The sequence below is a fragment of the Ruegeria sp. N11 genome (genome assembly GCF_056531525.1).
Genome location: NZ_JBQFLX010000001.1, coordinates 111164 through 134528, shown reverse-complemented (window position 1 = coordinate 134528; position 23365 = coordinate 111164). Strand labels below are relative to the sequence as shown.

Genomic DNA, 23365 nt, shown 5'->3' with positions numbered 1-23365 from the left:
CTCATCCGCGCGCGATTGGATGCTGTTCAGGGCATCAGCGCAGCAGAACGCGAGGCCACTTCGCAACCGAGCCTCGTTGCACAGCGGAGAGCGCGCCGTGCCCAGAAGTAACCTTCCCAAGGGCGTCCACCGTGTTCGGCGCAAGGTCGTGTCTGGTGTTCGTTACCATTTCTATGCTTGGCGGGGCGGCCCCAAATTTTGGGAAGGGACGGACCCAAACCCAAAGGAACCCGAATTCTTCCATGCGTTTTCGCAGTGCGGTACGCCCGTGAACCCAGCTGAATATCTGACGACTCAATTGGTCGACGATTTTCTGTCCAGCGCGTCCTTGCCCAAGGCTGAGCGTTCAAAGGCTGATATCCGCAAATGGCTGGAGCTGTTTCGCGAAGAATTCGGTGCAGATCCTGTCGCGATGTTCGAAGAACGCGCCTCGCGGGGCGAGGTCAATAATTGGCGCAAGAAGTGGCTCCATTCGCCCAAGCAGCACGACATGGCGGGCACCCATGCGACACGCGTCCTCAATTGGGCGGTGGAAGAGGGAAAGCTGAAAGAGCATCACTGCCACAAGCTCAAGAAGCTCTACCAATCGAACCGCACAGAGATCATCTGGACGAGCGGGGACATCGCTCAGTTCAATAAGTACGCGCCGAAATGGGTCCAGAGAATCCTGACCGCCGGATGCGAAACCGGTTTGCGAGCGGCCGATCTGGTTCAGGTCAAAATGGACCAATTCGAAGACACGCCGCACGGCAAACGCCTTCGTTTCAGGACCAGTAAGCGCGGCCAGATCGCATATATCCCGGCCACTTCAGCCCTTGAGAAACTGATCGCAGAGACGCCGGAGGGCCAAGATGTGCTGCTGGTGTCAGAGCTTGGCAGGCCTTTGACGGCCCGTTGGGCATCGAACCAGATCACCAAGTGGCGGCGCGAAGCGGAGATCCCACCATGGATCGATGGGCGCGAGAAGACTTTGTCCGATACGCGCGGGACAGCGGCGACAAGATTGCTGAATGCCGATCTGTCTTTGCGCCAAATCGCAGTTCTGATGGGGTGGTCGGTTCGCTACGCGGCGCAGGTAATCGAGCATTATGCGCAGGTTAGCCCGGACGAAAGCGATGCGGTTCTGCGCAAGCTCAATCGAGCGAAATCACTGTCTCAAGACACAAAAATGTAAACGCCCCTGTAAACGCAGGGCCTCAAGCACGGCAAGGAGTGATGTAAGTGATTGTTTTTAAATGGAGGCGAGTACCGGAATCGAACCGGTGTACACGGATTTGCAATCCGCTGCGTCACCACTCCGCCAACTCGCCTTTTTAAGTAAAATCAATTACTTGCCGTGGTGTGAGAGGCGTTTTAACAGCTTTCGTCTGGGGCGTCCAGAGGATTGATTGCAATTTTGGCATCCGGCTTTGGAAATGCAGTCCCGCATTGTGTGCAAACCGGGCATCATCGGCAAGATTCAGTGCATGAGCCGTTGCTGGCTGGCATGGGATGTGGCACAAGCCAAACAATCAAGAGAGCAAGTGAGCGATCCAATGACAGATTTCGCAAAACGTCGCCAAACGATGGTCGATACTCAGGTCCGGCCTTCCGATGTCACCAAGTTTCCCATCATCGATGCGATGCTCAGCGTCAAACGCGAGAATTTTGTGCCGCACGCACAGCGCGAAGCCGCTTATGTCGAAGATCTGATCGATCTGGGCGACGGGCGGTACATGACCGAACCGCGGACGCTGGCCAAGATGCTGGATGTGCTCAACATTTCCAACAACGAGGTGGTGCTGGACATCGCTCCGGCGCTTGGCTACTCGACTGCGGTTGCAGCGCGCATGGCGCAACTGGTCGTCGCTGTCGAGGAAGAGGAAAGCCTGGCCGGCGAAGCGCAAACGCTTTTGATGGAAGCTGACGCCGACAATGCCATCGTGCATGTCGGCCTTCTGGAACAGGGGGCTGCTGAACATGGGCCGTATGACGTGATCATGGTGCAGGGGGGTGTCGAACAGGTTCCGCAGGACTTGCTGGCGCAACTCAAGGATCACGGCCGGATTGCCTGCCTGTTCATGGAGGGTGAGCTGGGGGCAGTGCGCATCGGTTATAAATCCGGCGGGCGTGTCACCTGGCGCCATGCGTTCAATGCCAGCGCGCCGGTTCTGAAGGCATTTTCGGCCGAAAGTGCATTTTCGCTATAGTCCGACAGCAGATTATTTCGCTGCCTTGATTAGTTGAAAACAAAGGCGCAAACTGCCCAACGAGCAGTGTTATTTTGATTTGAGAGGACTTGGTTATGCGTGGTACGCCAACTGGTAGACTGGTCAGGGCAGCGGCCTTGACCGCCGCCATTGCCTTGAGCGCAATACCCGGCCGCGCGGTCTGGGCCGATAATCTGACCGATGCGTTCATCGGCGCGTACAATACAAGCGGTTTGCTTGAGCAGAACAGGGCGTTGTTGCGTGCGGCGGACGAAGATGTCGCCATTGCGCTGTCAGCGCTGCGGCCGATCATCAACTGGGCCGTCCAGGTAAGCCAGGACTACACCCGTGCACGGACCAATAATGTGGTCACGACCAACGAACCTTCTCGATTTTTCACGGGTCTGACGCTTAACCAACTCGTGTATGATGGCGGTGCATCGATCTTGGGGAAACAATCAGCTCAAGAAACTGTGCTGGCGACCCGACAGAGCCTGATTGATATCGAGCAGGGAGTTCTGAGCCGGGCGGCAAGTGCCTATCTGGATGTGTTGCTGCAGGAAGAGACTGTGGCCATTCGCCAGAACAACGTCGAGGTTTCGGCAGAGGAACTTCGCGCATCAAATGATCGCTTCGAGGTTGGTGAAGTCACCCGGACAGACGTGGCGCTGTCCGAGGCTCAATTGGCTGGCTCACAGGCCGATCTGGCCGTTGCACGTGGCGATCTGGATATCGCGCAAGCTGAATATGTAAATGCGGTCGGTAATGCTCCCGGACGAACAGCCGGTCAGCCAAGTTTGCCCAGTCTGCCTCGCTCCGAAGCGGAAGCGATCAGCCTGGCGCAACGTAACCATCCAGCGATTCTGTCGGCGCAGCATCAGGTGCGAGCGCTGGATCTCATCGTTCAGCAACAGCGGGCAAACTTGGGTCCGAACGTTTCCCTGGATGCTGACGCGGGTGTTACAGAACGCTATGACAATAGCGATTACATCAACGATGCCAGTGTCTCGCTAACTTTCAGGCAGCCGATCTATGCCGGTGGCCGACTGGCAGCTAACGTCCGTCGGGCCATGGCGCAACGCGATGGGTCGCGCGCCAATCTGCTGAATGTTCAAAAGAACATTACGCAAGGCGTAACAAACCAGTACGCGGCTTTTCAGGCGGCCAGCGCAAGCTTGAGAGCATCGACCGAACGGGTTCGTGCGTCGCAGGTTGCTTTCGATGGTATCCGTGAAGAAGCGACCTTGGGGGCCCGGACAACATTGGATGTTCTGAACGCTCAGCAGGATCTTTTGGATGCGCAACTCGCCGAAGTCAGATCGCGCACAGAGCGAACCCGCGCAGCCTATGATTTGCTGCAGGCTCAGGGCCTTCTGACCGCAGAACGCCTTGGTCTGGCCGTGCAGATTTATGATCCGACGCTGTACTATAACCTCGTCAAAAAGGCTCCGGCACAGGTCAGCAAGCAAAGCCGTGACCTGGATCGCGTCCTCAAAGCGTTGCGTCGTGACTGACGGGCAATACTATCGGTTGTGAGGTTCGAATTGTTTGGCTACACTTATCCGTAAGGATAGAGCGGTAGAGAACAATGACGGATAATGTCGTAAAAGCAGGGATCGAGGACGTCCTGTCCTCGGTCAAACGTCTGGTCAGCGAAGAAAGCCGCAAGGTTCCCGATTTGGCGTCCAAACGCAAGCCAAGCCGGCTGGTTCTGACCGATTCCCTGCGGGTCGATGATCCCGTCAGGGTTGAAAGAAAGCAGGAAGCGCCGGAAGGTGTTCCCGGGTGCGAAACAGAACGCACCGCAAAACCTCTGGTGCTGAGCGCTAGCGACATCATCAAAAACGGTGAGCGTGAGCCTGCCAATACATCAGTGTTGGAAGACGGGTCCAAAGCAGGGGCCGCGGACGATCTCGCGGGAAGTCTGAGCGCAAAGATAGAGGCGCTTGAGGCCGCCATAGCCCGGACCGAGGACCAGTGGGAGCCTGACGGGAACAGCGATGACGCTTATTCGGGGACGCAGGTCAACCCACTGAGCTGGGATGGGGCAGGCGGGTTCGTGGCTGGATCCGAGCAACTTGACGACCAGATTGACGAAACTGAAGACGAAAGCTTCTCGGCGACATTTGTACGATCTTCGCAGGCGTCATATTCTGAACGGGCGGAGCCTGAAGCAGATGATCTAGACGATTTGGATGTTCCCACATTGGACGAGGATGCATTGCGGGAACTGGTGGCCGATGTGGTCCGGCAGGAATTGCAGGGTGTTCTTGGGGAACGTATCACGCGAAATCTGCGCAAACTGGTGCGGCGGGAGATCCACCGCGCATTGTCTGCTCAGAACCTCGAATAAACTGTTACTGGCGGGTCGGCGGTGCGGCCAGGGACAGCAACAGGTCCAAGTCCATGTGCTGTTCCAGATGATCCGCCAGATCATCCAGCGTCTGTTCCACACCGTCATCGTAGCTGAGGTCTGAATTCACACCGAACTGCGCCAGATAGCTGGCGCGGAACGTGTCTGACGAAAAGATGCCGTGCAGATAGCTGCCCCGGATGCGGCCATTTCGACTGGCAGCGCCTTCCGGGCGGCCGTCAATCTCCAGCCAGGCATGGTCACAATCGGCCCCGTCGGTGCGTCCCATATGTATCTCGTAGCCGGTGACGGTTTCTCCGCCCGTCAGTGCCTTTGCAGTGCGCAGTCTGACGTGCTTGTCCCCGGCCATGATAGTTTCGACGTCCAACAGGCCCAAACCGTCTACTTTGCCCGGTCGACCATCGACGCCGTCCGGGTCAGAAATGGTTTTGCCCAGCATCTGATAGCCGCCGCAAAGGCCCAGAACGTGGCCGCCGCGGCGGACATGCGCCATAAGGTCCACATCCCAACCCTGTGCCCGGAAATAGGCCAGGTCGCCGATGGTGGACTTGCTGCCGGGCAGCAACACAAGATTGGCATCACCGGGCAGGGCCCGCCCGGCGGGGACAATCTCGACCGTCACGCCGGGTTCGGCCGACAAAGGATCGAGATCGTCAAAATTCGCCATGCGCTCCAGTTGCGGGACAACTACCTTGCACGCCCCGCCACCATGAGAGCGGATGTCCATCATGTCTTCAGCAGGCAGTTTCCAGGCGTCGTGAAACCACGGAACCACGCCCAGACAGGGCCAGCCGGTCCGCCCGGCAATGTCATCGCGCCCTTCATCGAACAGTGAAACATCGCCCTTGAACCGGTTGACGGCGAACCCTTTGATCATTGCAAGATCGCGATCTTCCAGAACGGCCTGTGTTCCGACGATTTGGGCGATCACGCCACCGCGATGGATGTCGCCGACCAGCACCACCGGCACCCCTGTTGCGCAGGCAAACCCCATGTTGGCAATGTCGCCCTTTCTCAGATTGGTTTCAGCCGGGCTGCCCGCACCTTCGATAAGCACCAGATCGGCGTCGCTGCATAACCGGTCAAAGCTTTGCAGCGCGGCGCCCAGTAGTTTGGATTTATCCTTGCGATAGTCGCCAGCCTTCATCGTTCCCGCGCGTTTGCCCTGCACGATAATTTGCGCCCCGGTATCCGTTTCCGGCTTCAGCAGGATCGGGTTCATATCGGTATGCGTCGGTCGTTTCGCAGCCATGGCCTGCAACGCCTGAGCGCGCCCGATCTCGCCACCGTTCTCGGTCACGGCCGCATTGTTGGACATGTTCTGCGGCTTGAACGGAGCAACCTTCAGCCCGCGCTTTGTAAAGGCCCGCGCCAGACCGGCGACCAGAACCGACTTGCCAACATTGCTGCCGGTTCCCTGAATCATGATGGCGCGAACCATGGGCGTCTCCTATACGTTGAGGCGCAGATGACCTGATTTGAGGCCAAAGGGAAAGCCCGGATGAATACGCCCGCGCATCTTTTGATCGGTGCGGCCGCAGTTGCGCGACCAGCCCGGGGCCGAACCTTATCGGCGGCTTTGCTGGGGTCTCTGCTGCCGGATTTGTCGCTCTATCTTATGGCTGGCGTGTCGCTGTTTGTTCTGGGCATTCCTGAACAGGTGGTTTTCGGCCAGCTCTACTACTCGAAATCATGGCAAACGGTCTTTGCAATCGACAATTCCTTCTTTCTGTGGGCGGCGATGTTGCTGATCGGTATCTGGCGCGGTTGGCGCTTACTGATCGTAGCCACCCTGGCCGCGCTATTGCATGTGACGATGGATTTCCTGCTGCACGCAGGGGATGGTCGCCCGCACCTCTGGCCCCTGACGGACTGGGTGTTTGATAGCCCGGTCAGCTATTGGGACAGCACACATCACGCCCTATGGGTCGCGCCTGTGTCCGTCGCGGTCTGTGCAGGTTCATACCTGCTGTTGTGGCAAAGAGGGTTGTCGGTTTCAGCCAAGCTGTTCTTTGCGGCAATGCTGGCAGCCGAGATCTGGGTCGCGCGCCAGTGGCTTTTGTTCTTCTGAAGCGTTCAAAAGAAAAACGCGCCCGTAGTTGGGGGCGCGTTTTTTCACCGGAAGACGCCGTTGATCAGGCGGCTTCAGCTTGCTGTGCGGCGTTGCGACGCTCGCTTTCTTCACGCGACAGCGCGACCGAAGTGCGCACGCCACGGCCAACGAACTCCATCAGTCCGCTGACGACCCGCTCGTTGGGGTCGATACCCGCGCAGGACAGCACCTCGCGACCATCGCGCGAACGGGCCCAGCGGGCGATTTGTTCCGGGCCGTTGCCGTATTTCTTGTCATCGGCAATGGCATCGTCCAAAGCAGCCAAAACAACGGCTGCAAAAAGTTTGCGAGCACGATTGCCTTGCTCGTTGTTAAAGGCAGTGCCGTCAACGAAATCTCTCATCTCGTCAATCCTTGTTGTTCTTGCTCTTGCATTTTCGGCGTGGCGGCTCTTATGACCTATTAGGTGCGATTCGGATACACTTAAAATGCATAGTTGCGTTGCGTCATGTGCATGGCTTGCTGCAAGTGCAGCACTAGGTGTCGTTGTCTTGTCAGGTGTGGTCACGCCAGATATAGGGACGGGAACTGACGCATCAACCGTTTGTGAAGGATTTATGTAATGCCCAAGATAAATGGGAACGAAATTCGCCCCGGCAATGTGCTTGAGCATAACGACGGGCTTTGGGCCGCGGTCAAAGTTGACCACGTAAAGCCCGGTAAAGGTGGTGCTTTTGCCCAGGTCGAACTGCGTAACCTGCGCAACGGCTCGAAGTTGAACGAACGATTCCGCTCGGCGGACAAGGTCGAACGCGTCCGCCTTGAGCAGAAAGATCAGCAGTTCCTGTACGAATCCGATGGCATGCTGGTGTTCATGGATTCCGAAACCTATGAGCAGATCGAACTGCCTGCCGATCTGCTGGGCGAGCGCCGCCCGTTTCTGCAGGACGGCATGACAATTGTTGTCGAATTCTATGAAAGCGAAGCATTGAACGCCACGCTGCCGCAAAAAGTGACCTGCAAAATTGTCGAGACCGAGCCGGTCGTCAAAGGCCAGACCGCCGCGAATTCGTTCAAGCCGGCCATTCTGGACAACGGTGTCAAGGTCATGGTGCCGCCCTTCATCGGGCAGGACGAAATGATCGTCGTGAACACCGAAACCATGGAATATTCCGAGCGCGCATAACGCGCCCTTTGTTCGAAAAGTGAAAAACCGCGCGGTTCCGTACTGCGCGGTTTTTCTTTACCTACTTCTTTCGATCTGCCGATAGCGCTCCGGGTGTGGGCCGAAAAGCTCGAGCATGAGTTCGTATTTGATGCGGTTTGCGCTGACCTGCCGGTAGAACGCGATCAGGAACGCGGTAGGGCCCTGAATTCGGCCAAGCCCGCTCGTGGCTGCGACGACCGTCCCGACATCCGTTTTGCCGTTCAGCACGAGATAGCCGCCCAGCATCAGCACGCCGACAGTTCCGGCCCCATTGATGACGCTAAGCAGAAACTTGGCGGACAGCTTCCAGAGGAACATTCTGCGCCGGGTTTCATAAATATCATCGAACAAGGCGTCGACCTCTTTCGAGACTGCGTCGATCTCCTCGATGGTCAGCTTGTCGGTTGCGCCTCGCAGGATATGAACTCGCTCGGCGACAAAGACGTTCACCTTACGCTGCGAGATCAGCACGATGATGATTTGCGGGACGATCATCGAAAAGGCGATCATGCCCAGACCCGGTTGGGTCGAAGAGATATAGCCGATCACGCTGATCAGGGTTCCGATTTGAACCACGGGGTCTGAAAACGCGCCGCCGGCGAATTTACCCAGTTCTTCGGCTTCGGCCGAAATGGCGGTGGTCATGGTTCCCTTGCGAACAGCCTCGCCTGACGCCTTTACATCCGAGGCCCGCACCAGCAACCGCTGGCGGATCATGCGGATCATGTCCTCGCCCAGTGTTCCGGCGCGAAACCCCAAAAGCCATTTCAGCGCGAGGCTGAGCAGAATGACGGACATCATTCCCGTGCCCAGATAAATCAGCTTTTCCGTCGTGACATCGTCCGAGGTGAGGTGGTTGATGATATCGCGCTGAAACTCCAGCGGAACGGCTGCCAGACCTGCGATTGCGATGGACAAAACGATTAGGAAGATCTGCCGCCCGGCGCTGGCACGCCAGATCGCTCTGTATAGCTGAAACATTGAAGCATCCGGTTTGCTGAACTCAAACCAGTGTGACAGCGCGGGTGGCCATGTTCAAAGGGCAGGGCAGAGTTCCTGGGCGCAGTCGTGCCGCTTTGGCAACATGTTAAGGGGCCAATGTAACCTTCGCGTCTTCGGCTATCATGTCGTCCCCGGCGCGGTCCAGGCGCAGGTAGGCGATCCCTAGGCCATTGGACTGGGTGAAAAGGGTCCCGGCAGGTTTTCCGCCTGAGGTAATCGGGGTTCCGACCGCCGCAATGCCATCAACGCTCACCCCGCGCAGACCTTTGCGCAGTTCGGTCTTGTGCTTCATGCGGGCGGTGACTTCCTGCCCAACATAGCAGCCTTTCTTGAAATCCACGCCGTTCAGCGCTTCGAACCCGGCTTCAAGGATAAAGGTGTCGGGTGTCAGTTCGACCCCGGTTTCCGGAATGCAGCGCCGCACCCTTATCGCGTCCCAGTCAGTGCCATCATCACTTTCTGCCGCAGATGTGTAAGCACGCCAACCCAGTTCGGTATGGCGCGGGTCGGGCAGGGCGCCTTCGGGTGCAGGCCCGGTTCCGCGTTGAACGTTCAAATCACTGTTTTCGATGGTCACATCGGCGCGCAGTTTGTACATGCCCAGCCGTTTGGCCACCCCGTCCGCCAATTCTTCGGCAACGTCCAGCAAAATGGCATCCCCGTCCCGTTTCAGAAAGAAATCGGCCAGGTATTTGCCCTGCGGCGTCAGCAATGCGGCGTAGACGAGGCCATTGGCCAGCTTGTTGACGTCATTCGTGACCAGCCCCTGCAAAAAGCTGTCAGTGTCCTTACCGGAAAGGCGCAGAATGCGGCGATTGGGCATGGGGTGGTCCTCGTCATTTCCTTGGGCTCCGTGATATAGGAGTTTCCGTGACCATGACCAGAGGTTAACGGACGTGCCCGCGCCAATCAGCATCGTGATCCCGACCCTGAACGCCTCTGGCTCGTTGCCCGGAACCTTGCAATCGCTGATGGAAGGGGTGCAGGTGGGTCTTATCCGCGAGTTAGTGATTACCGATGGAGGGTCAACGGATGAGACGTTGGCCATGGCGGAGGAGGCCGGGGCCAGGATCGTAGAAGGCGCGCCTTCGCGCGGTGGACAATTGCGGCGCGGATGTCAGGCGGCTTCGGCTGAGTGGTTGATGATTTTGCACGCGGATACGGTCCTGCAAAATGGGTGGAGCGACGCGGTGGCCTCACATCTGGAAACCGGAGCACCGGCTGCGTTTCTGCTGCAGTTTCAGGCCCGGGGATTTGCCCCCCGATGGGTCGCCGGCTGGGCCAATCTGCGCAGCCGCCTGTTTGGCTTGCCCTATGGCGATCAGGGGTTGCTGGTGCCGCGCAAAACCTATCTTGCTGCTGGCGGCTACAAGGATCAGCCTTTGATGGAGGATGTCGCGCTGGTCCGGGCGCTGCCGCGCGTGCGCATCCTGCCCGTACGTGCCGTTACGAGCGCGGAGCGCTATGAGCGTCTGGGCTGGCTGCGTCGGGGAGGGCGGAACCTGTGGCTGGTGTTTCGCTATTTTCTGGGGGCCGATCCGGAACAACTGGCACAGCAGTATCGGCGTTGAATGCGGCGCGCAGTTCGACCAGCGATTTGCCCAGCCGGAACGGAGCGGCGAAACTGACCAGGCACAAAGCGACGATCTGCAGAACCAGAATATGCGCGTTGGCCTGCAGGTATTCCCATTCATCCTTCAGCTTGCCGACCTGTTCGATCAGGTCATCATAGCTTTGCGCCAGAATAAGATAGTCCCCGGCGATTGCAGGCACTTTGCGACGCATGTTGTCGATTGCGGTCTGGGTTTTTTCATCCAACGAGGTGAAGACAAGAAACTGGTCGATGTTGAAAGCGTCGGCCGTGGCGGCCATGTCGCGCATTTCGTCCATGTCGTCCTTGGCCCCGGTTCCGAACAGAAAATGCAGACCTTGTAGCGGCGCAACCTCGTTCGTGACGGCAATGAACAGGGGTAGATCGGCATTGCTGGCGGTTGAAGCCGACAGGAACTCGACCTTGTCGCACAAAACTGCTGTATCCGGGTCATAGGCCGGGTCGCAGAACCGCAGCCGGAACCGCGCCGCATCGCGGTCAAAGGCCAGCGTTGCTGCATAGGCCACGTCGATCTGCCGGTCCAGCCGAGAACTGTCCGAGGTATAAAGGCCCGCCAGCACCGCCACCAGCGCGCCGATGCCGCCCAGCACGACCCAGACCAAGTCGGCAAGTTTCCAGGCCCGGTGCCCGGCCGGCTTGCGAAACAAAAATGCCGTTCCGACCGAACCCACCAGAAAGAACAGGATCAGCAGTGGCAGCTGGTTTTCCGTAATGAACGTCATGGGTTCAAAGTGTACGGACTGCCGTCCGGCTGGCAACAGTGTTCACGGGCAGTTGTACCGATTGGGATGGGTCGCCATTCGGCAGATGTTAAGACCCTGAGCTCTGCCCGAATTTCCGAAAGAGTTTCGTGCGGTCGAAGGCCTGTTCCAGCTCGTCGGTCCGCGCTTTCACCGAATCCCACAGACGTTCCTGTACTTCGGCAATGGCGCACTCCATCAAAACCAGAATGGCGGCCATCGAGTCCCACGCTGACGGTACCGAGATGCGTGCGCTGAACGTGTGCTTGGCCAGCCTGTGAATGGGTGAGCGCCATTGATCAGTGAACAGCACAATTTCCGCCTCACGCTCATGGCAGAGCTGCCCGATCAGCAAGGTCGAGTTTTCATACCGCCGGACATCCAGCGCGATCAGGACATCCCCTTTACGCACGTCCAGCAAGTCATGTGTCCACGAGGCGGCAACAGGCAGCATTCTGACATCCGGCCGGATCATTTGCAGGTGCAGGTAGAGATACTGCGCCAGTGTGCCGGTTATTCTTCCTCCGGTTAGGAAAATGCGCCGGTCCGGGTCGCACAGCAACCTGCAGAAACTGTCAAATTCCGCCGGATCCACTTCGTCGATCGTGCGTTTCTGGTTTTCCAGCGTTCGCCCCGAATAGCGATTCAGGATGTGTTCCTCGGGCAGATCGTTCTGCCAGAGATCGCGCTTGGCCTCGGGCCCCGAGATCATCTCTTTAACCTCGTGGCGCAGCGCTGCCTGAAACTGCGGGTAGCCGTCAAACCCGGTTTTCTGCAACATGCGCGCGACTGTCGTGGTGGAAACCCCCGCCGTGCTGGCCAGTTCTGTTATGCTGCCCAAACCGGCCATCGGATAGTCATCCAGCAACACACTGACCAGTTGCCTTTCGGATGGGGTCAGCTTGTCCCGGTGTGTCAGCAGCCTGTCCGTTACCCGCACGGTTGGACCCTCCTGTTTGATGACGTCGACTGTGATGTGAATATTTTTTCACTGCAATCAAGGTTGGAGAAATTTGTACAGGAAAAATATTGACAGGTGAATGTCCGATGTGGAATTTTTTCCACACGCCCAATCTGGGGCGCTTTCTGGAATCACGGGATTGCACATTGGACTACGGACCGGTCGTTCATATCGAAGCGAAAAACGATGCTCCCGCCGTGGTTGTGGTGTGCGAGCATGCGTCGAACCGTGTTCCCGAAGCGCTGGGAGATCTGGGGTTGCCCGCTGCGGCACTGGAAAGCCATATCGCGTGGGATCCAGGGGCGTTGGCGGTAGCCCGGCTGATCGCGGCGGGCATGTCTGCGGTATTGGTTCATGGCGGAGTGTCTCGGCTTGTCTATGATTGCAACCGCCCGCCCGAAGCGATCGGGGCGATGGTGGTGAAAAGCGAAGATATCCGAATCCCCGCCAACGCCGATCTGACCCCGCAGCAGCGGCAGGACAGAATAGACAATGTTTACAGGCCCTTTTGCGCCGGCTTATCCAATCAGATTCAATCGCATCGCAACACATTGCGGCTGATGGTGACGGTCCACAGTTTCACGCCGGTCTATCACGGCAAGCCCCGATCGGTAGAGCTGGGGTTGTTGCATGGCGAAGATGACCGGTTTGCGCAGGCCATGATGGCGTCTGCACCTGTTGATCTGAAGTTTGAAACCCGCCTGAACGAGCCATACTCGGCCGCGGACGGCGTAGCGCATACGCTGGATGCGCAGGCGAGGCCCAATGGGCTTTTGAATGTGATGATCGAGATCCGGAATGATCTGATCCGAACGGAAGATCAGCAAAAGGCGATGGCGGCGTGTCTTGTGCCATGGATCAGCCGCACGTTGAACGATTTCGGGGAAAGGACGGAAATGTGATCCGGGCGATGGAGATATATGTGCGGGTCATCGACGCGGTCAATCACAGGGTTGGCCGCGTGATGATGTGGGGGTTGTTCGCCATGATGGCGATCCTGCTGTGGTCTTCAATCTCGAAAACCTTTTTTGTTCCGTCGCTGTGGACCCTGGAAATGGCGCAGTTCGCGATGGTTGCCTACTACATGCTTGGCGGGCCGTACTCGATCCAGATGGGGTCGAATGTGCGGATGGATCTGCTGTACGGAGAATGGTCCCATCGGCGCAAGGCGTGGACTGACGCGTTTACCGTCATGTTCCTTATTGTCTATCTGATCATCCTGTTGTGGGGCGGCTGGGACAGCCTGATGTACTCGTTCCAATACGGAGGAGAGCGCAGCGCAACCATCTGGCGGCCGTATCTGTGGCCGGTCAAACTGATCATGGTTGTCGGCATCTTCCTGATGCTTTTGCAGGCCATTTCCGAGTTCTTCAAAGACATCCTGCGCCTTTGCGGCCACGACATCCCCCGAGAGGTAATCTGATGTCCTACGAGATGATTGCCTTGCTGATGTTCGCATCAATGATGTTGATGCTGCTGACAGGTCAGCGGGTGTTTGGCGCGATCGGCTTTGTCGCTGTGGTGTCTGCCTTGTTCCTGTGGGGGGACCGGGGCGGTTATGATCTTGGGTTCGCGGCTGCGATCAAGGTTATGAAGTGGTATCCGCTGCTGACACTGCCGATGTTCATCTTCATGGGATACATCCTGTCCGAAAGCCGGATCGCGGATGATCTGTACAAGATGTTCCATGTCTGGATGGGCGGACTGTCGGGCGGGCTGGCGGTCGGAACCATCGGGCTGATGGTGCTGATTTCGGCGATGAACGGGCTGTCCGTTGCGGGCATGGCCATCGGGGCCACGATTGCTCTGCCGGAACTGCTGCGGCGGAACTACGACAAACGCATGGTCACCGGGGTGATCCAGGCAGGGTCATCATTAGGAATTCTGGTGCCGCCATCTGTGGTTCTGGTTCTCTATGCCATGATCGCACGTCAGCCGGTTGGTCAGCTTTGGCTGGCCGGGGTTCTTCCCGGCCTGATGATGGCCGCCATGTTCATCATCTATATCATCATCCGGTGCCGGATCACCCCGTCGCTGGGCCCGGTTCTGCCAGCCGAAGAACGCGATATCCCACTGAGAGAGAAGCTGCGCCTTCTGCAGGCCGGATTACTGCCGGTCGGGATTTTCATGGTGATGATGGTCCCCTTCGTGAACGGCTGGACTTCGCTGGTTGAATCTTCGGCCATTGGTGCGATCACGGCGCTGCTGGCAGCAGCGCTGAAAGGGCGCCTGACCCGCGAAGTGTTTGAAAACTCGATGCGGCATACGCTGGGAATATCCTGCATGTTCATGTGGATCATTCTGGCGGCGTTGGCGTTTGGTGCCGTGTTCGACGGGCTGGGTGCGGTCAAGGCCATCGAAAGCCTGTTCACCGAAAAGCTGGGGCTATCCCCTTGGATGATCCTTGTCCTGATGCAGCTCAGCTTTATCCTGATGGGCACGTTCCTGGACGACACCGCGATGCTGGTGATCGTGGCCCCGCTATATGTGCCGCTGGTCGGAGAGCTGGGCTTTGACCTGATCTGGTACGGCGTTCTCTACACCATCACCACGCAGATCGCGTATATGACGCCGCCGTTTGGCTATAACCTGTTCCTGATGCGGGCGATGGCCCCGCCGGAAATTACGCTGCGCGACATCTATGGCTCGATCATTCCTTTTGTTCTGGTGATGGCCTGCGCCTTGGCAACGATCATCATCTTCCCCGAAATCGCGCTTTGGCTGCCGAATTATGTCTATGGAAAATAAGCCAGAAGACCCCGCAAAGGGGCGAAACTCAGTTCGACTAAACAGAGGAGAAGGATAATGACAACAAGACGCAGATTTCTAAGGTCGGCGGGGCTGGCCGGGGCGGCCACTCTGGCAAGCCCTGCAATCGTCAAAGCACAGTCGGCCATCAAGTGGCGGTTCCAGACCTACGCCGGCAGCGCATTGGGCGAGCACGTGACCAAGCCTGCCATCGACTACATCAACGCCAACGCAAATGGCGAACTTGAGATCGAGCTGTATTTTGCCGATCAGATCGTTCCCACCGGCGAACTGTTCCAGGCGCTGCAGCGCGGTACCATCGACGGGGTGCATTCGGACGACGACTCGATGGCGTCGCCGACCCCGCTGCGCCAGTTCGGCGGCTACTTCCCCTTTGCGACCAAACATATCCTTGATGTGCCCGTGCTGTTCAATCAGTACGGTCTGGCCGATATCTGGCGGTCAGAATACGAAAAGGTCGGTGTGGCGTGGTTGTCTGCTGCGGGTCAGGACCCGTGCAACTTCAACACCAAGAAGGAAATCAAGACGCTCGGCGATCTGGACGGGCTGAAGCTGTACACCTTCCCGACGGCGGGTCGCTTCCTGGCCAAGTTTGGCGTCGTGCCGGTGAACATTCCTTACGAGGATGCCGAAGTGGCGGTTCAGACCGGAGAGCTGGACGGTATGGCATGGTCGGGCATCACCGAAGATTACACCGTGGGCTGGGCCGATGTGACCGACTACTTCCTGACCAACAACATCTCGGGTGCCTGGATCGGTTCGTGGTTCGCAAATCAGGAACGCTGGGCCGAACTGCCCGATCACCTGAAATCGGTTGTCATGGCCGGGATCGAGGCGGGCCACACCTATCGCAACCAGTGGTACTGGGGTGGCGAAGCGGCGTTGCGTGCCAACGGCGACAAGCTGGAACTGCGGCAAGTTCCGGCCTCGGAATGGAAAGAGGTTGAAAACGCAGCTATCGAATTCTGGGATGAGGTCGCGCAGGAAGGCGAGATTCACCAGAAGATTGTTGGCATCTTCCGCGAGTACAACTCGGTCATCAACCAGGCCGGTGCTCCCTATACCTTCGATTGATACCAAACTCGGGGGCACCGCGTTTGGTGCCCCCGTCAGCAGCTAGAGGTTTGTTTCATGACCGCAACTTTGACATTCGAAACCCTGAAATCCCAGGTCGCATCCGGTGACATTGATACAGTCTTGGTTTGTTTTGTTGACATGCAGGGCCGTTTGATGGGGAAGCGGTTTCATGGGGGTCATTTTGTTGCGGGTGCGTGGGAAGAGACGCATTGCTGCAACTATCTGCTGGCGACGGACCTCGAGATGGGGACGCCGGACGGGTATGCCTCGACCAGCTGGGAGCGGGGATACGGCGACTACGTCATGAAGCCGGATCTGGACACGCTGCGGCCGGTGCCGTGGCTTGAGGGGACGGTGATGGTGATGTGTGATGTGCTGGATCATCACACGCATGAAGAGGTGCCGCATGCGCCGCGTTCGATCCTGAAGAAGCAGGTGAACCGCCTGAAGGCGATGGGCTATGAGGCGATGTGCGCCACCGAGCTGGAGTTTTTCCTGTTCGAAAAGAGCTTTGATGCGATCCGCAAGGAGGGGTTCCGCGATCTGCAACCGATCTCGGGCTATAACGAGGATTATCACATCCTGCAGACCACCAAGGAAGAGCATGTGATGCGACCGATCCGCAACCATCTGTGGAATGCGGGCATTCCGGTCGAAAACTCGAAGGGTGAGGCCGAGACCGGGCAGGAAGAGCTGAACATCAAATACGCTCCGGCGATGGATACGGCGGAATATCACTCGATTGCCAAAAACGCGGTGAAAGAGATCGCCTGGCAGCATGGCCATGCGGCGACGTTCCTGCCGAAATGGCATCACGACAAGGTGGGCAGTTCGTCCCACGTGCACCAGTCGCTTTGGGCCGATGGCAAGCCCGCGTTTTATGACGCGGAAGATGAGCTGGGCGTGTCGGCGCTGATGAAAAGCTATATGGCGGGCCTGCTGAAATACGCCGCCGATTACACGTACTTCATGGCGCCTTACATCAACAGCTACAAGCGGTTCATGAAGGGCACCTTTGCGCCGACGCGGATCATCTGGTCGGTGGACAACCGCACCGCCGGGTTCCGCCTGTGCGGGGATGGCACCAAGGCGGTTCGGGTCGAGTGCCGGATCCCTGGGTCGGACATGAACCCCTATCTGGCGATGGCCGGAATGTTGGCGGCCGGGATTGCGGGTATCGAAGAGGGGCTGGAGCTACAACCGCCTGCAAGGGGCGATGTCTATCAGGGCGACACGGGCATGATCCCCGGCACTTTGAAGGATGCGCGCAACGCGCTGCATGGCTCGGCGATGTTGCGCGGGGCTATGGGGGATGATGTGGTGGATCACTATACCCGCGCGGCCGAGGTCGAGATTGAGGAATTCGAGCGCGTGGTGACGGATTGGGAAGTGGCCCGGGGCTTCGAGCGGGCGTAGGCTAGGGGAGAGCGGGCGCTGCGCGCCCGGGTGCCTTCGGCGAGAGTATTTGGAAAAAGATGAAGCAGGGCGCGCCCTGCGAACAGTCAAGAGGTTGGGATGGCCCAGACACTGAAGTGTATCTCTCCGGTCGATGGATCGGTTTTTGCCGAGCGGGAAGTGCTGTCGCGCGAAGCTGCGTTTGAGCTGGCCGCAAAGGCCCGCGCGGCGCAGGCGGGCTGGGCGGCGCGGCCGTTGCAGGAGCGGATTGATCTTGTAATGGCGGGCGTGGCCGCCGTTGGCGCGATGAACGACGAGATCGTGCCGGAATTGGCCCATATGATGGGTCGCCCGGTGCGCTATGGCGGTGAGTTCGGCGGCTTCAATGAGCGCGCCAGTTACATGGCCGAGATTGCCGCAACCTCTCTGGCCGATATCGCGGTGGGCGAGGATGAGACGTTCAGGCGCTATATCAAGCGCATCCCGCACGGGGTCGTGTTTGTGGTGGCGCCGTGGAACTACCCCTACATGACCGCAATCAACACGGTGGCACCGGCGCTGATCGCGGGCAACACTGTGATCCTGAAACATGCCACGCAGACCCTGCTGGTGGGGGAGCGTATGGCGCAGGCCTTCCATTCGGCAGGTGTGCCCGAGGATGTGTTCCAGAATGTTTTTCTGAGCCATGACGTGACCAATGATCTGATCGCAGGCAAGGCGTTCGACTTCGTCAACTTCACCGGCTCGGTCGGGGGCGGTCAGGCGATGGAATGCGCGGCGGCAGGGACATTCACCGGTGTCGGCACGGAACTGGGCGGCAAGGATCCGGGCTATGTCATGGAGGATGCCGATCTGGACGGGGCAGTTGATACGCTGATCGACGGGGCGATGTTCAATTCGGGCCAGTGCTGCTGCGGGATTGAGCGGATCTATGTGCACGAAAGCCTGTATGATGACTTCGTCGCCAAGGCTGTTGAGATCGTGAAGGGGTATAAGCTAGGCAACCCATTGGATACCGGGACGACAATTGGTCCGATGGCGAATGTGCGCTTTGCCGACGAGGTGCGAGCGCAGATTGCCGAGGCGGTTGCGGCTGGAGCGGTGGCGCATATCGACACTTTCCCCGAGGATGATGGCGGCGCCTATCTGACACCCCAGATTCTTACAGGCGTCACCCATGACATGCGCGCGATGCGGGACGAAAGCTTTGGCCCCGTCGTTGGCATCATGAAAGTGTCCTCGGACGAAGAAGCCATCGCGCTGATGAATGACAGCGAATTTGGCCTGACCGCGTCGCTCTGGACCCGCGATGTGGACCGCGCCGCGCGGGTCGGCGACCGGATCGAGACCGGCACCGTGTTCATGAACCGGGCCGACTACCTGGACCCGGGCCTGTGCTGGACCGGCTGCAAGAATACCGGTCGTGGCGGCGGACTGTCCGTGATCGGTTATCACAACCTGACCCGTCCAAAGTCGTATCACCTAAAAAAAGTGACTGGCTGAGGATACCCGCCCGTCCCGTTCTCCCCCTCTGCGGGACGGGCCCGAACACTGAGAGAAAATAGGACATGAGCCTTCAAGGAAACTGGTCTTATCCGACCGCGATCAAATTCGGCGCAGGCCGAATCCGGGAACTGCCCGAGGCCTGCGCGGCCGCCGGGATGAAACGCCCGCTGCTGGTCACCGACAAGGGGCTGGCCGATCTGCCGATCACCAAGGCAACGCTGGATATCATGGAGGCCGCCGGTCTGGGGCGCGGCCTGTTCAGCGACGTGGACCCGAACCCGAATGAGAAGAACCTTGAGGCCGGTGTCGCGGCCTATAACGCGGGTGGCCATGACGGGGTGATCGCGTTTGGCGGCGGCTCGGGTCTGGATCTGGGCAAGATGGTGGCCTTCATGGCGGGTCAGATGCGGCCAGTCTGGGATTTTGAAGACATTGGCGACTGGTGGACCCGCGCCGACGCAGATGCCATCGCGCCGATCATCGCCGTGCCGACGACCGCGGGCACCGGATCGGAGGTGGGTCGCGCCAGCGTCATCACCAACTCCGAAACCCATGCCAAGAAGATCATCTTTCACCCGAAAGTGCTGCCAACGGTCGTGCTCTGTGACCCGGAGCTGACCGTGGGCATGCCCAGGTTCATCACCGCAGGCACCGGGCTGGATGCCTTTGCCCATTGTGTCGAGGCCTATTCCAGCCCACACTACCATCCGATGAGCCAGGGCATCGCTTTGGAAGGGATGCGCCTGGTCAAGGATTACCTGCCGCGCGCCTATGCCGACGGCACCGATATCGAGGCCCGCGCCCAGATGATGAGCGCCGCCGCCATGGGCGCCACCGCCTTCCAGAAGGGCCTGGGCGCGATCCACGCCATGAGCCATCCCGTCGGCGCGCACTTCAACACCCATCACGGGACCACCAACGCGGTCTGCATGCCCGCCGTGCTGGACTTCAACGCCCCCGCCATCGCCGACCGGTTCGCGCAGGCCGCGGCCTATCTGGGCATCGATGGCGGCTTTGACGGCTTCCGCGCCTTTGTTCAGGACTTCAACGACAGCCTCGGCATCCCGCGCAAGCTCTCCGAACTGGGCGTCACCGAAGCCGCTATCCCGGACCTCGTCCAGGGCGCCCTCATCGACCCCTCCTGCGGCGGAAACCCGGTCGAACTCACAAAAGAGAACCTTACAAACCTCTTTAACACCGCGTTGTGATCCACCTCTCTTTGTGACAATAGGACACCGGCCCGTTTTGCGGGCCGGTTTTGTTTCACGAAAGGTTCGGACGTGACCCCGTTTGTCATCGCCATCACTTTGGCGGCTGCAATGCTGCATGCAGTTTGGAACGCAATAGTCAAATCTGCGGCCGACCGAACCACGACCATGGGCTTGGTGGCTCTTGGACAGGCTATTCCCGGAGCGATCATGGTTGCTGCACTGCCCATGCCCAGCGCCGAGAGCTTCCCCTACATCCTGATCTCGACCTTCGTGCATTTCGGGTACTATTTCATGCTGGGCAAGGCGTATCAGCACGGTGACCTGAGCGTCGTCTATCCCATCGCCCGCGGGATCGTACCGGCGCTGGTGTCCCTGTGGGCGATGCTGTTGGCGGGCGAAATGCTGCCCCTGCAGGCTTGGGCCGGGATTGCTTTGATCGCGGTTGGTATCCAGCTCAGCAACTGGAGGGCATTACGTTCGGGGCTCGGGCGCTCGACCCTGTTGTTCGCGATAGGCACAGGGGTGTGTATCTCGATCTATTCGGTGTTCGACGGGATCGGGGTGCGCTTGTCGGGAAACACGCTCAGCTACTGGGCCTGGGGGGCTTTTCTGCACTTGTTTATTGCCGGATTCGTCGGCATCCGCAGGCGAAAGAAACTGGCGGATTATCCTATGAACGTGTGGGTTGTTGGCCTGTTGGGTGGCCTGGTGTCGATGGCGGCCTACGGGTTGGTGCTTTACGCCAAGAACTTTGCCCCACTGGGCGCGGTTTCGGCGCTGCGCGAAACCTCGGTTATCTTCGCGGCGTTGATCGGGTTCATTTTCCTGAAAGAAGGCAACTGGATGCGGCGGCTGGGGGCCGCGGTTCTGATGGCCGTTGGCGTGGCGCTGATCGGGCTGGCCGTTTAATCCCCCCAAGACCATCTTGCTGAGTGCGCCCCTGATCTCTCATATTGAGTCGGAGTGATGAGGGAGCGTTTTCATGACCAAAGAGATTGTTCTGATCCACGGGGCCTTTGCCGGGCCGTGGTGCATGCAGGATTACGCGGGTTTCTTCCGCGACAGGGGCTGGACCGTCCACACACCCGCATTGCGACATCACGGCGGAGATCCGAAGGCCGAGCCTGATCAGGGCCTGACCGATACCAGCGTGATGGATTATGCGGACGACATCGCGGAATTTGTGAAAGGACTGGACAGCAAGCCGGTTCTCCTTGGCCATGCGATTGCGGGCGTGGTGGCCCAGCAGGTGGCCTCGCGCGGGTTGGCAAGCGCCATCGTCCTTATCAACCCGAACGCAGCGTGGGGCACCTTGCCCGAAACCGACGACGAACGGGCCATCCCCCGCGCGCTGATGGAGGGCGGGGCGTTCTGGAAGCAACCCATGCGAGTCGAGTTCGACCTGATGGCGCCCTTCGCGCTGAACAAGATGCCCGAGGCGCAACAACACGCGGTGTTTGACCAGTTGGGCGCCGAAAGTGGCCGGGTGATGTTCGAGATGTTCTTCTGGATGTTCGACGACCACCACGCGATGAAGGTCGACATCGACAAGGTCGACTGCCCCGTGCTGATCGTTTCAGGCACCGAGGATCGGGCGGTGAACCCTGACACCTGCCGCGCTTTGGCGGAATTGTACGGAGACCGCGCGACCTTAATGCCCGCAAAGGATCACGCGCATTTCTTGTTCATGGAACCCGGCTGGGAGAAACCCGCCGGGCAGATTGCCGATTGGTTGGATGGAAAGGTGGGCTAGCAGGCCCGCCATTTCATCACCGGCTGGTCTGAAAGCTGCTTTGTGGCCGCCAGCTCATCGTGCCATCATCCCGTTTGACACAGCGGAGCAGATGTTCCTCTCGCGATGTTGAGGTAGTGGTGACGGTGTTGTCGCCCGAGATCACCACGAAGGAATCCAGTGAATAGGCCATGCCCTGATAGTAGCAGAACCGTAACTCTGCCCCGACCGGAATCGGTGACGCGGTGAGCAGAGCCTGCTGCGCGTTTGCCTGGCTGGCCAGCACGGCAAAGGCCAGCCCGAGGGTTAGTGTTTTCATGTCGTCCTCCCGTTCGGAAAATTGTTCGTGGTCAAATTGGGTTTTGGACGCTCGGAACCTCAAATGTCGTTCTTTGGTGACGGATTGAGGGGAAGTGTGAACGGGATCAGCGGGTTAGGCAAGCGATGTGTTTGGAGGGTGGCTGTTGTCACGCGTCAACTATGAATTTTGGCCAGCATAAACCACTCCATTTAAATGGGTCAATTCAGTTACATGAAACCTAGTGTCGTTAGCCAGTTGTAAGGCGGACGTATCTACTTCTTGATCGTATATTCAAATCGAATTGAGTTTATCAGCAGATTTACATCCGAAGCGTCCGTTTGCTTGTGGATCATTCGATGGCACGTTGGACAAAGAACCAAGAAATCATCTGGTATTCTATATCTACGGCTTTCACCTTCAGCCAAGCCGCTAATTGGCTTCGCGTGATGTACGTCTATCGGAGTGTTCTGTAGTGGACCGTCAAAGCCAAAGTGTATTTTAGGATCCATACCGCATGCTTCGCAAACAGTACCCCTCGCTTGAAGGACGGTCTTCCTAATATTCGGCGTCCGTTCTATGCGACGTGATAGAAAGTACTTGCGGGTTTCTGTTATGTCTGTTGTTCCCGCTTCTTCCATCATGGTGTCTGTGGGAGTAGTACCACCGCGATCTACAAGTGCATTATAGGCAGACAGCATTGTATCTAAGTCTTTGTAGAACTGATCGGAATCGATTTGAGCTGCTGAATAGGTGCGCCCAAACGAATGGCCAGATTCATACCCAAGCGGTAGGGACTCTGTGGAGCCTAAATCAATTGGTTCCACAGAGAACAGCTTGGCAAATTCTGGAACCCTTTCCGCCAAGCCAATTGCTCTTCGGCGCAGAACTTGACGACCTTTGCGTTCGCCAAACTCGTTGTATATTTCCGTCGTCCCTTGGTTCATCGACAGCACAATTTCTTCTGATTGTGCGTTAATCAGGTAAACTACGTAAAAACCTCTTGTGGCGCTCTCAGTAACTAATGGGTCAAAAAAAGCCAACCAAGGTACAGCTGCCCAGTTGCCTGCACCAACGCTAGATTTGACCTTTAACGCGTAGGGTAGAAATATTAACTGTTTCTTGGCTTCTATTGATACGTCGTGTCGAACAAAATTCCCAAAATCGCTGCCGGCAAAAGATTTGGCTCGTTCAAAAACGAACTCCCTCGCCATTCTGGCGAGCATTTGGTGAAGCATT

At 58.2% G+C, this 23365-nt stretch carries 23 protein-coding genes, 1 tRNA gene and 1 pseudogene; 16 read left to right on the top strand and 9 right to left on the bottom strand.

Going from position 1 to position 23365, the window contains the following annotated elements; all coding sequences use genetic code 11:
• Positions 1 to 97 precede the first annotated feature (97 nt).
• Positions 98 to 1174: a tyrosine-type recombinase/integrase gene (locus ACR0J8_RS00710; RefSeq protein WP_171186031.1), complete on the top strand. Its 1077-nt coding sequence runs from the start codon at positions 98 to 100 to the stop codon at positions 1172 to 1174.
• A 62-nt stretch (positions 1175 to 1236) separates the two neighbouring features.
• Here the strand turns inward: ACR0J8_RS00710 and ACR0J8_RS00705 are convergent.
• Positions 1237 to 1310: transfer RNA gene (locus ACR0J8_RS00705), tRNA-Cys, on the bottom strand.
• Between the two features lie 225 nt (positions 1311 to 1535).
• Between ACR0J8_RS00705 and ACR0J8_RS00700 the strand changes: the two genes are divergently transcribed.
• The 3 genes from ACR0J8_RS00700 (at position 1536) to ACR0J8_RS00690 (ending at position 4542) form a co-directional block, all read left to right on the top strand.
• A complete protein-coding gene (locus ACR0J8_RS00700) occupies positions 1536 to 2189 on the top strand; it encodes a protein-L-isoaspartate O-methyltransferase family protein (RefSeq protein WP_480522619.1) in 654 nt (217 codons plus the stop codon).
• 95 nt (positions 2190 to 2284) lie between these two features.
• Positions 2285 to 3703 (top strand): TolC family outer membrane protein, encoded by a 1419-nt coding sequence (locus tag ACR0J8_RS00695; protein WP_170676266.1) that lies wholly within the window; start codon positions 2285 to 2287, stop codon positions 3701 to 3703.
• A 74-nt stretch (positions 3704 to 3777) separates the two neighbouring features.
• Positions 3778 to 4542 (top strand): hypothetical protein, encoded by a 765-nt coding sequence (locus ACR0J8_RS00690; RefSeq protein ID WP_480522617.1) that lies wholly within the window; start codon positions 3778 to 3780, stop codon positions 4540 to 4542.
• Between the two features lie 4 nt (positions 4543 to 4546).
• On the opposite strand, the gene ACR0J8_RS00685 is transcribed toward ACR0J8_RS00690, so the two are convergent.
• Complete coding sequence (locus ACR0J8_RS00685; protein WP_480522615.1) at positions 4547 to 6004, bottom strand: cobyric acid synthase; 1458 nt, start codon at positions 6002 to 6004, stop codon at positions 4547 to 4549.
• Between the two features lie 60 nt (positions 6005 to 6064).
• Between ACR0J8_RS00685 and ACR0J8_RS00680 the strand changes: the two genes are divergently transcribed.
• Complete coding sequence (locus ACR0J8_RS00680) at positions 6065 to 6634, top strand: cobalamin biosynthesis protein CobQ (RefSeq protein ID WP_480522613.1); 570 nt, start codon at positions 6065 to 6067, stop codon at positions 6632 to 6634.
• 64 nt (positions 6635 to 6698) lie between these two features.
• Here ACR0J8_RS00680 and ACR0J8_RS00675 read toward each other — a convergent pair whose 3' ends face one another.
• A complete protein-coding gene (locus ACR0J8_RS00675; protein WP_037310273.1) occupies positions 6699 to 7019 on the bottom strand; it encodes a DUF6280 family protein in 321 nt (106 codons plus the stop codon).
• Between the two features lie 219 nt (positions 7020 to 7238).
• On the opposite strand from ACR0J8_RS00675, the gene efp reads away from it, so the two are divergent.
• Positions 7239 to 7802 carry an elongation factor P gene (efp, locus tag ACR0J8_RS00670; RefSeq protein WP_170610085.1) on the top strand — a complete coding sequence of 188 codons (564 nt, stop codon included), beginning with the start codon at positions 7239 to 7241 and terminating at the stop codon, positions 7800 to 7802.
• Positions 7803 to 7859: 57 nt separating this feature from the next.
• On the opposite strand, the gene ACR0J8_RS00665 is transcribed toward efp, so the two are convergent.
• Together ACR0J8_RS00665 and ygfZ are read right to left on the bottom strand one after the other, a co-directional pair.
• Positions 7860 to 8804, bottom strand: coding sequence for an ABC transporter transmembrane domain-containing protein (locus ACR0J8_RS00665; protein WP_170610087.1), 945 nt, complete (start codon positions 8802 to 8804; stop codon positions 7860 to 7862).
• A 106-nt stretch (positions 8805 to 8910) separates the two neighbouring features.
• A complete protein-coding gene (gene ygfZ, locus ACR0J8_RS00660; protein ID WP_480522609.1) occupies positions 8911 to 9648 on the bottom strand; it encodes a CAF17-like 4Fe-4S cluster assembly/insertion protein YgfZ in 738 nt (245 codons plus the stop codon).
• Positions 9649 to 9721: 73 nt separating this feature from the next.
• On the opposite strand from ygfZ, the gene ACR0J8_RS00655 reads away from it, so the two are divergent.
• A complete protein-coding gene (locus tag ACR0J8_RS00655) occupies positions 9722 to 10396 on the top strand; it encodes a TIGR04283 family arsenosugar biosynthesis glycosyltransferase (RefSeq protein WP_480522607.1) in 675 nt (224 codons plus the stop codon).
• Between the two features lie 7 nt (positions 10397 to 10403).
• Here the strand turns inward: ACR0J8_RS00655 and ACR0J8_RS00650 are convergent.
• Positions 10404 to 11159 (bottom strand): annotated as a pseudogene (locus ACR0J8_RS00650) (hypothetical protein); the annotation flags it as partial.
• A gap of 88 nt (positions 11160 to 11247) precedes the next feature.
• Positions 11248 to 12117: a MurR/RpiR family transcriptional regulator gene (locus ACR0J8_RS00645; protein ID WP_480522605.1), complete on the bottom strand. Its 870-nt coding sequence runs from the start codon at positions 12115 to 12117 to the stop codon at positions 11248 to 11250.
• Positions 12118 to 12224: 107 nt separating this feature from the next.
• Here ACR0J8_RS00645 and ACR0J8_RS00640 point away from each other — a divergent pair, with 107 nt between their 5' ends.
• From ACR0J8_RS00640 to ACR0J8_RS00600, 9 genes are all read left to right on the top strand, one after another.
• Complete coding sequence (locus ACR0J8_RS00640; protein WP_480522603.1) at positions 12225 to 13040, top strand: N-formylglutamate amidohydrolase; 816 nt, start codon at positions 12225 to 12227, stop codon at positions 13038 to 13040.
• The gene (locus ACR0J8_RS00635) at positions 13037 to 13561 is read left to right on the top strand and encodes a TRAP transporter small permease subunit (RefSeq protein WP_321252206.1); all 525 of its coding nucleotides are present in this window, start codon (positions 13037 to 13039) and stop codon (positions 13559 to 13561) included. The genes ACR0J8_RS00640 and ACR0J8_RS00635 overlap by 4 nt, the downstream gene beginning before the upstream one ends.
• Complete coding sequence (locus ACR0J8_RS00630) at positions 13561 to 14886, top strand: TRAP transporter large permease (RefSeq protein WP_170610096.1); 1326 nt, start codon at positions 13561 to 13563, stop codon at positions 14884 to 14886. The genes ACR0J8_RS00635 and ACR0J8_RS00630 overlap by 1 nt, the downstream gene beginning before the upstream one ends.
• Before the next feature lie 57 nt (positions 14887 to 14943).
• Positions 14944 to 15981 (top strand): TRAP transporter substrate-binding protein, encoded by a 1038-nt coding sequence (locus ACR0J8_RS00625; RefSeq protein WP_170610097.1) that lies wholly within the window; start codon positions 14944 to 14946, stop codon positions 15979 to 15981.
• A gap of 57 nt (positions 15982 to 16038) precedes the next feature.
• A complete protein-coding gene (locus ACR0J8_RS00620; protein WP_480522600.1) occupies positions 16039 to 17400 on the top strand; it encodes a glutamine synthetase family protein in 1362 nt (453 codons plus the stop codon).
• Positions 17401 to 17499: 99 nt separating this feature from the next.
• Complete coding sequence (locus tag ACR0J8_RS00615; RefSeq protein ID WP_480522598.1) at positions 17500 to 18882, top strand: aldehyde dehydrogenase family protein; 1383 nt, start codon at positions 17500 to 17502, stop codon at positions 18880 to 18882.
• Positions 18883 to 18947: 65 nt separating this feature from the next.
• Positions 18948 to 20093, top strand: coding sequence for an iron-containing alcohol dehydrogenase (locus ACR0J8_RS00610; protein WP_480522596.1), 1146 nt, complete (start codon positions 18948 to 18950; stop codon positions 20091 to 20093).
• Positions 20094 to 20165: 72 nt separating this feature from the next.
• Entirely contained in the window at positions 20166 to 21005 is an 840-nt protein-coding gene (locus ACR0J8_RS00605; protein WP_480522594.1) for an EamA family transporter, read from the top strand.
• A 73-nt stretch (positions 21006 to 21078) separates the two neighbouring features.
• Complete coding sequence (locus tag ACR0J8_RS00600; protein WP_480522592.1) at positions 21079 to 21849, top strand: alpha/beta hydrolase; 771 nt, start codon at positions 21079 to 21081, stop codon at positions 21847 to 21849.
• 16 nt (positions 21850 to 21865) lie between these two features.
• On the opposite strand, the gene ACR0J8_RS00595 is transcribed toward ACR0J8_RS00600, so the two are convergent.
• Both ACR0J8_RS00595 and ACR0J8_RS00590 read right to left on the bottom strand, forming a co-directional pair.
• Entirely contained in the window at positions 21866 to 22147 is a 282-nt protein-coding gene (locus ACR0J8_RS00595) for a hypothetical protein (protein ID WP_170676297.1), read from the bottom strand.
• 254 nt (positions 22148 to 22401) lie between these two features.
• Positions 22402 to 23364: an MrcB family domain-containing protein gene (locus tag ACR0J8_RS00590; RefSeq protein ID WP_480522590.1), complete on the bottom strand. Its 963-nt coding sequence runs from the start codon at positions 23362 to 23364 to the stop codon at positions 22402 to 22404.
• Between the last annotated feature and the right edge of the window lies 1 nt (position 23365).

Bases quoted from the DNA above. Each gene is read 5' to 3' on its own strand.
- ACR0J8_RS00620 (WP_480522600.1), top strand. From the start codon at position 16,039: ATGACCGCAACTTTGACATTCGAAACCCTGAAATCCCAGGTCGCATCC.
- ACR0J8_RS00625 (WP_170610097.1), top strand. From the start codon at position 14,944: ATGACAACAAGACGCAGATTTCTAAGGTCGGCGGGGCTGGCCGGGGCG.
- ACR0J8_RS00700 (WP_480522619.1), top strand. From the start codon at position 1,536: ATGACAGATTTCGCAAAACGTCGCCAAACGATGGTCGATACTCAGGTC.
- ygfZ (WP_480522609.1), bottom strand. From the start codon at position 9,648: ATGCCCAATCGCCGCATTCTGCGCCTTTCCGGTAAGGACACTGACAGC.
- ACR0J8_RS00610 (WP_480522596.1), top strand. From the start codon at position 18,948: ATGAGCCTTCAAGGAAACTGGTCTTATCCGACCGCGATCAAATTCGGC.
- ACR0J8_RS00680 (WP_480522613.1), top strand. From the start codon at position 6,065: ATGAATACGCCCGCGCATCTTTTGATCGGTGCGGCCGCAGTTGCGCGA.
- ACR0J8_RS00630 (WP_170610096.1), top strand. From the start codon at position 13,561: ATGTCCTACGAGATGATTGCCTTGCTGATGTTCGCATCAATGATGTTG.
- ACR0J8_RS00595 (WP_170676297.1), bottom strand. From the start codon at position 22,147: ATGAAAACACTAACCCTCGGGCTGGCCTTTGCCGTGCTGGCCAGCCAG.
- ACR0J8_RS00590 (WP_480522590.1), bottom strand. From the start codon at position 23,364: ATGCTTCACCAAATGCTCGCCAGAATGGCGAGGGAGTTCGTTTTTGAA.
- ACR0J8_RS00665 (WP_170610087.1), bottom strand. From the start codon at position 8,804: ATGTTTCAGCTATACAGAGCGATCTGGCGTGCCAGCGCCGGGCGGCAG.
- ACR0J8_RS00640 (WP_480522603.1), top strand. From the start codon at position 12,225: ATGTGGAATTTTTTCCACACGCCCAATCTGGGGCGCTTTCTGGAATCA.
- ACR0J8_RS00695 (WP_170676266.1), top strand. From the start codon at position 2,285: ATGCGTGGTACGCCAACTGGTAGACTGGTCAGGGCAGCGGCCTTGACC.
- ACR0J8_RS00690 (WP_480522617.1), top strand. From the start codon at position 3,778: ATGACGGATAATGTCGTAAAAGCAGGGATCGAGGACGTCCTGTCCTCG.
- ACR0J8_RS00600 (WP_480522592.1), top strand. From the start codon at position 21,079: ATGACCAAAGAGATTGTTCTGATCCACGGGGCCTTTGCCGGGCCGTGG.
- ACR0J8_RS00615 (WP_480522598.1), top strand. From the start codon at position 17,500: ATGGCCCAGACACTGAAGTGTATCTCTCCGGTCGATGGATCGGTTTTT.
- ACR0J8_RS00675 (WP_037310273.1), bottom strand. From the start codon at position 7,019: ATGAGAGATTTCGTTGACGGCACTGCCTTTAACAACGAGCAAGGCAAT.
- ACR0J8_RS00685 (WP_480522615.1), bottom strand. From the start codon at position 6,004: ATGGTTCGCGCCATCATGATTCAGGGAACCGGCAGCAATGTTGGCAAG.
- efp (WP_170610085.1), top strand. From the start codon at position 7,239: ATGCCCAAGATAAATGGGAACGAAATTCGCCCCGGCAATGTGCTTGAG.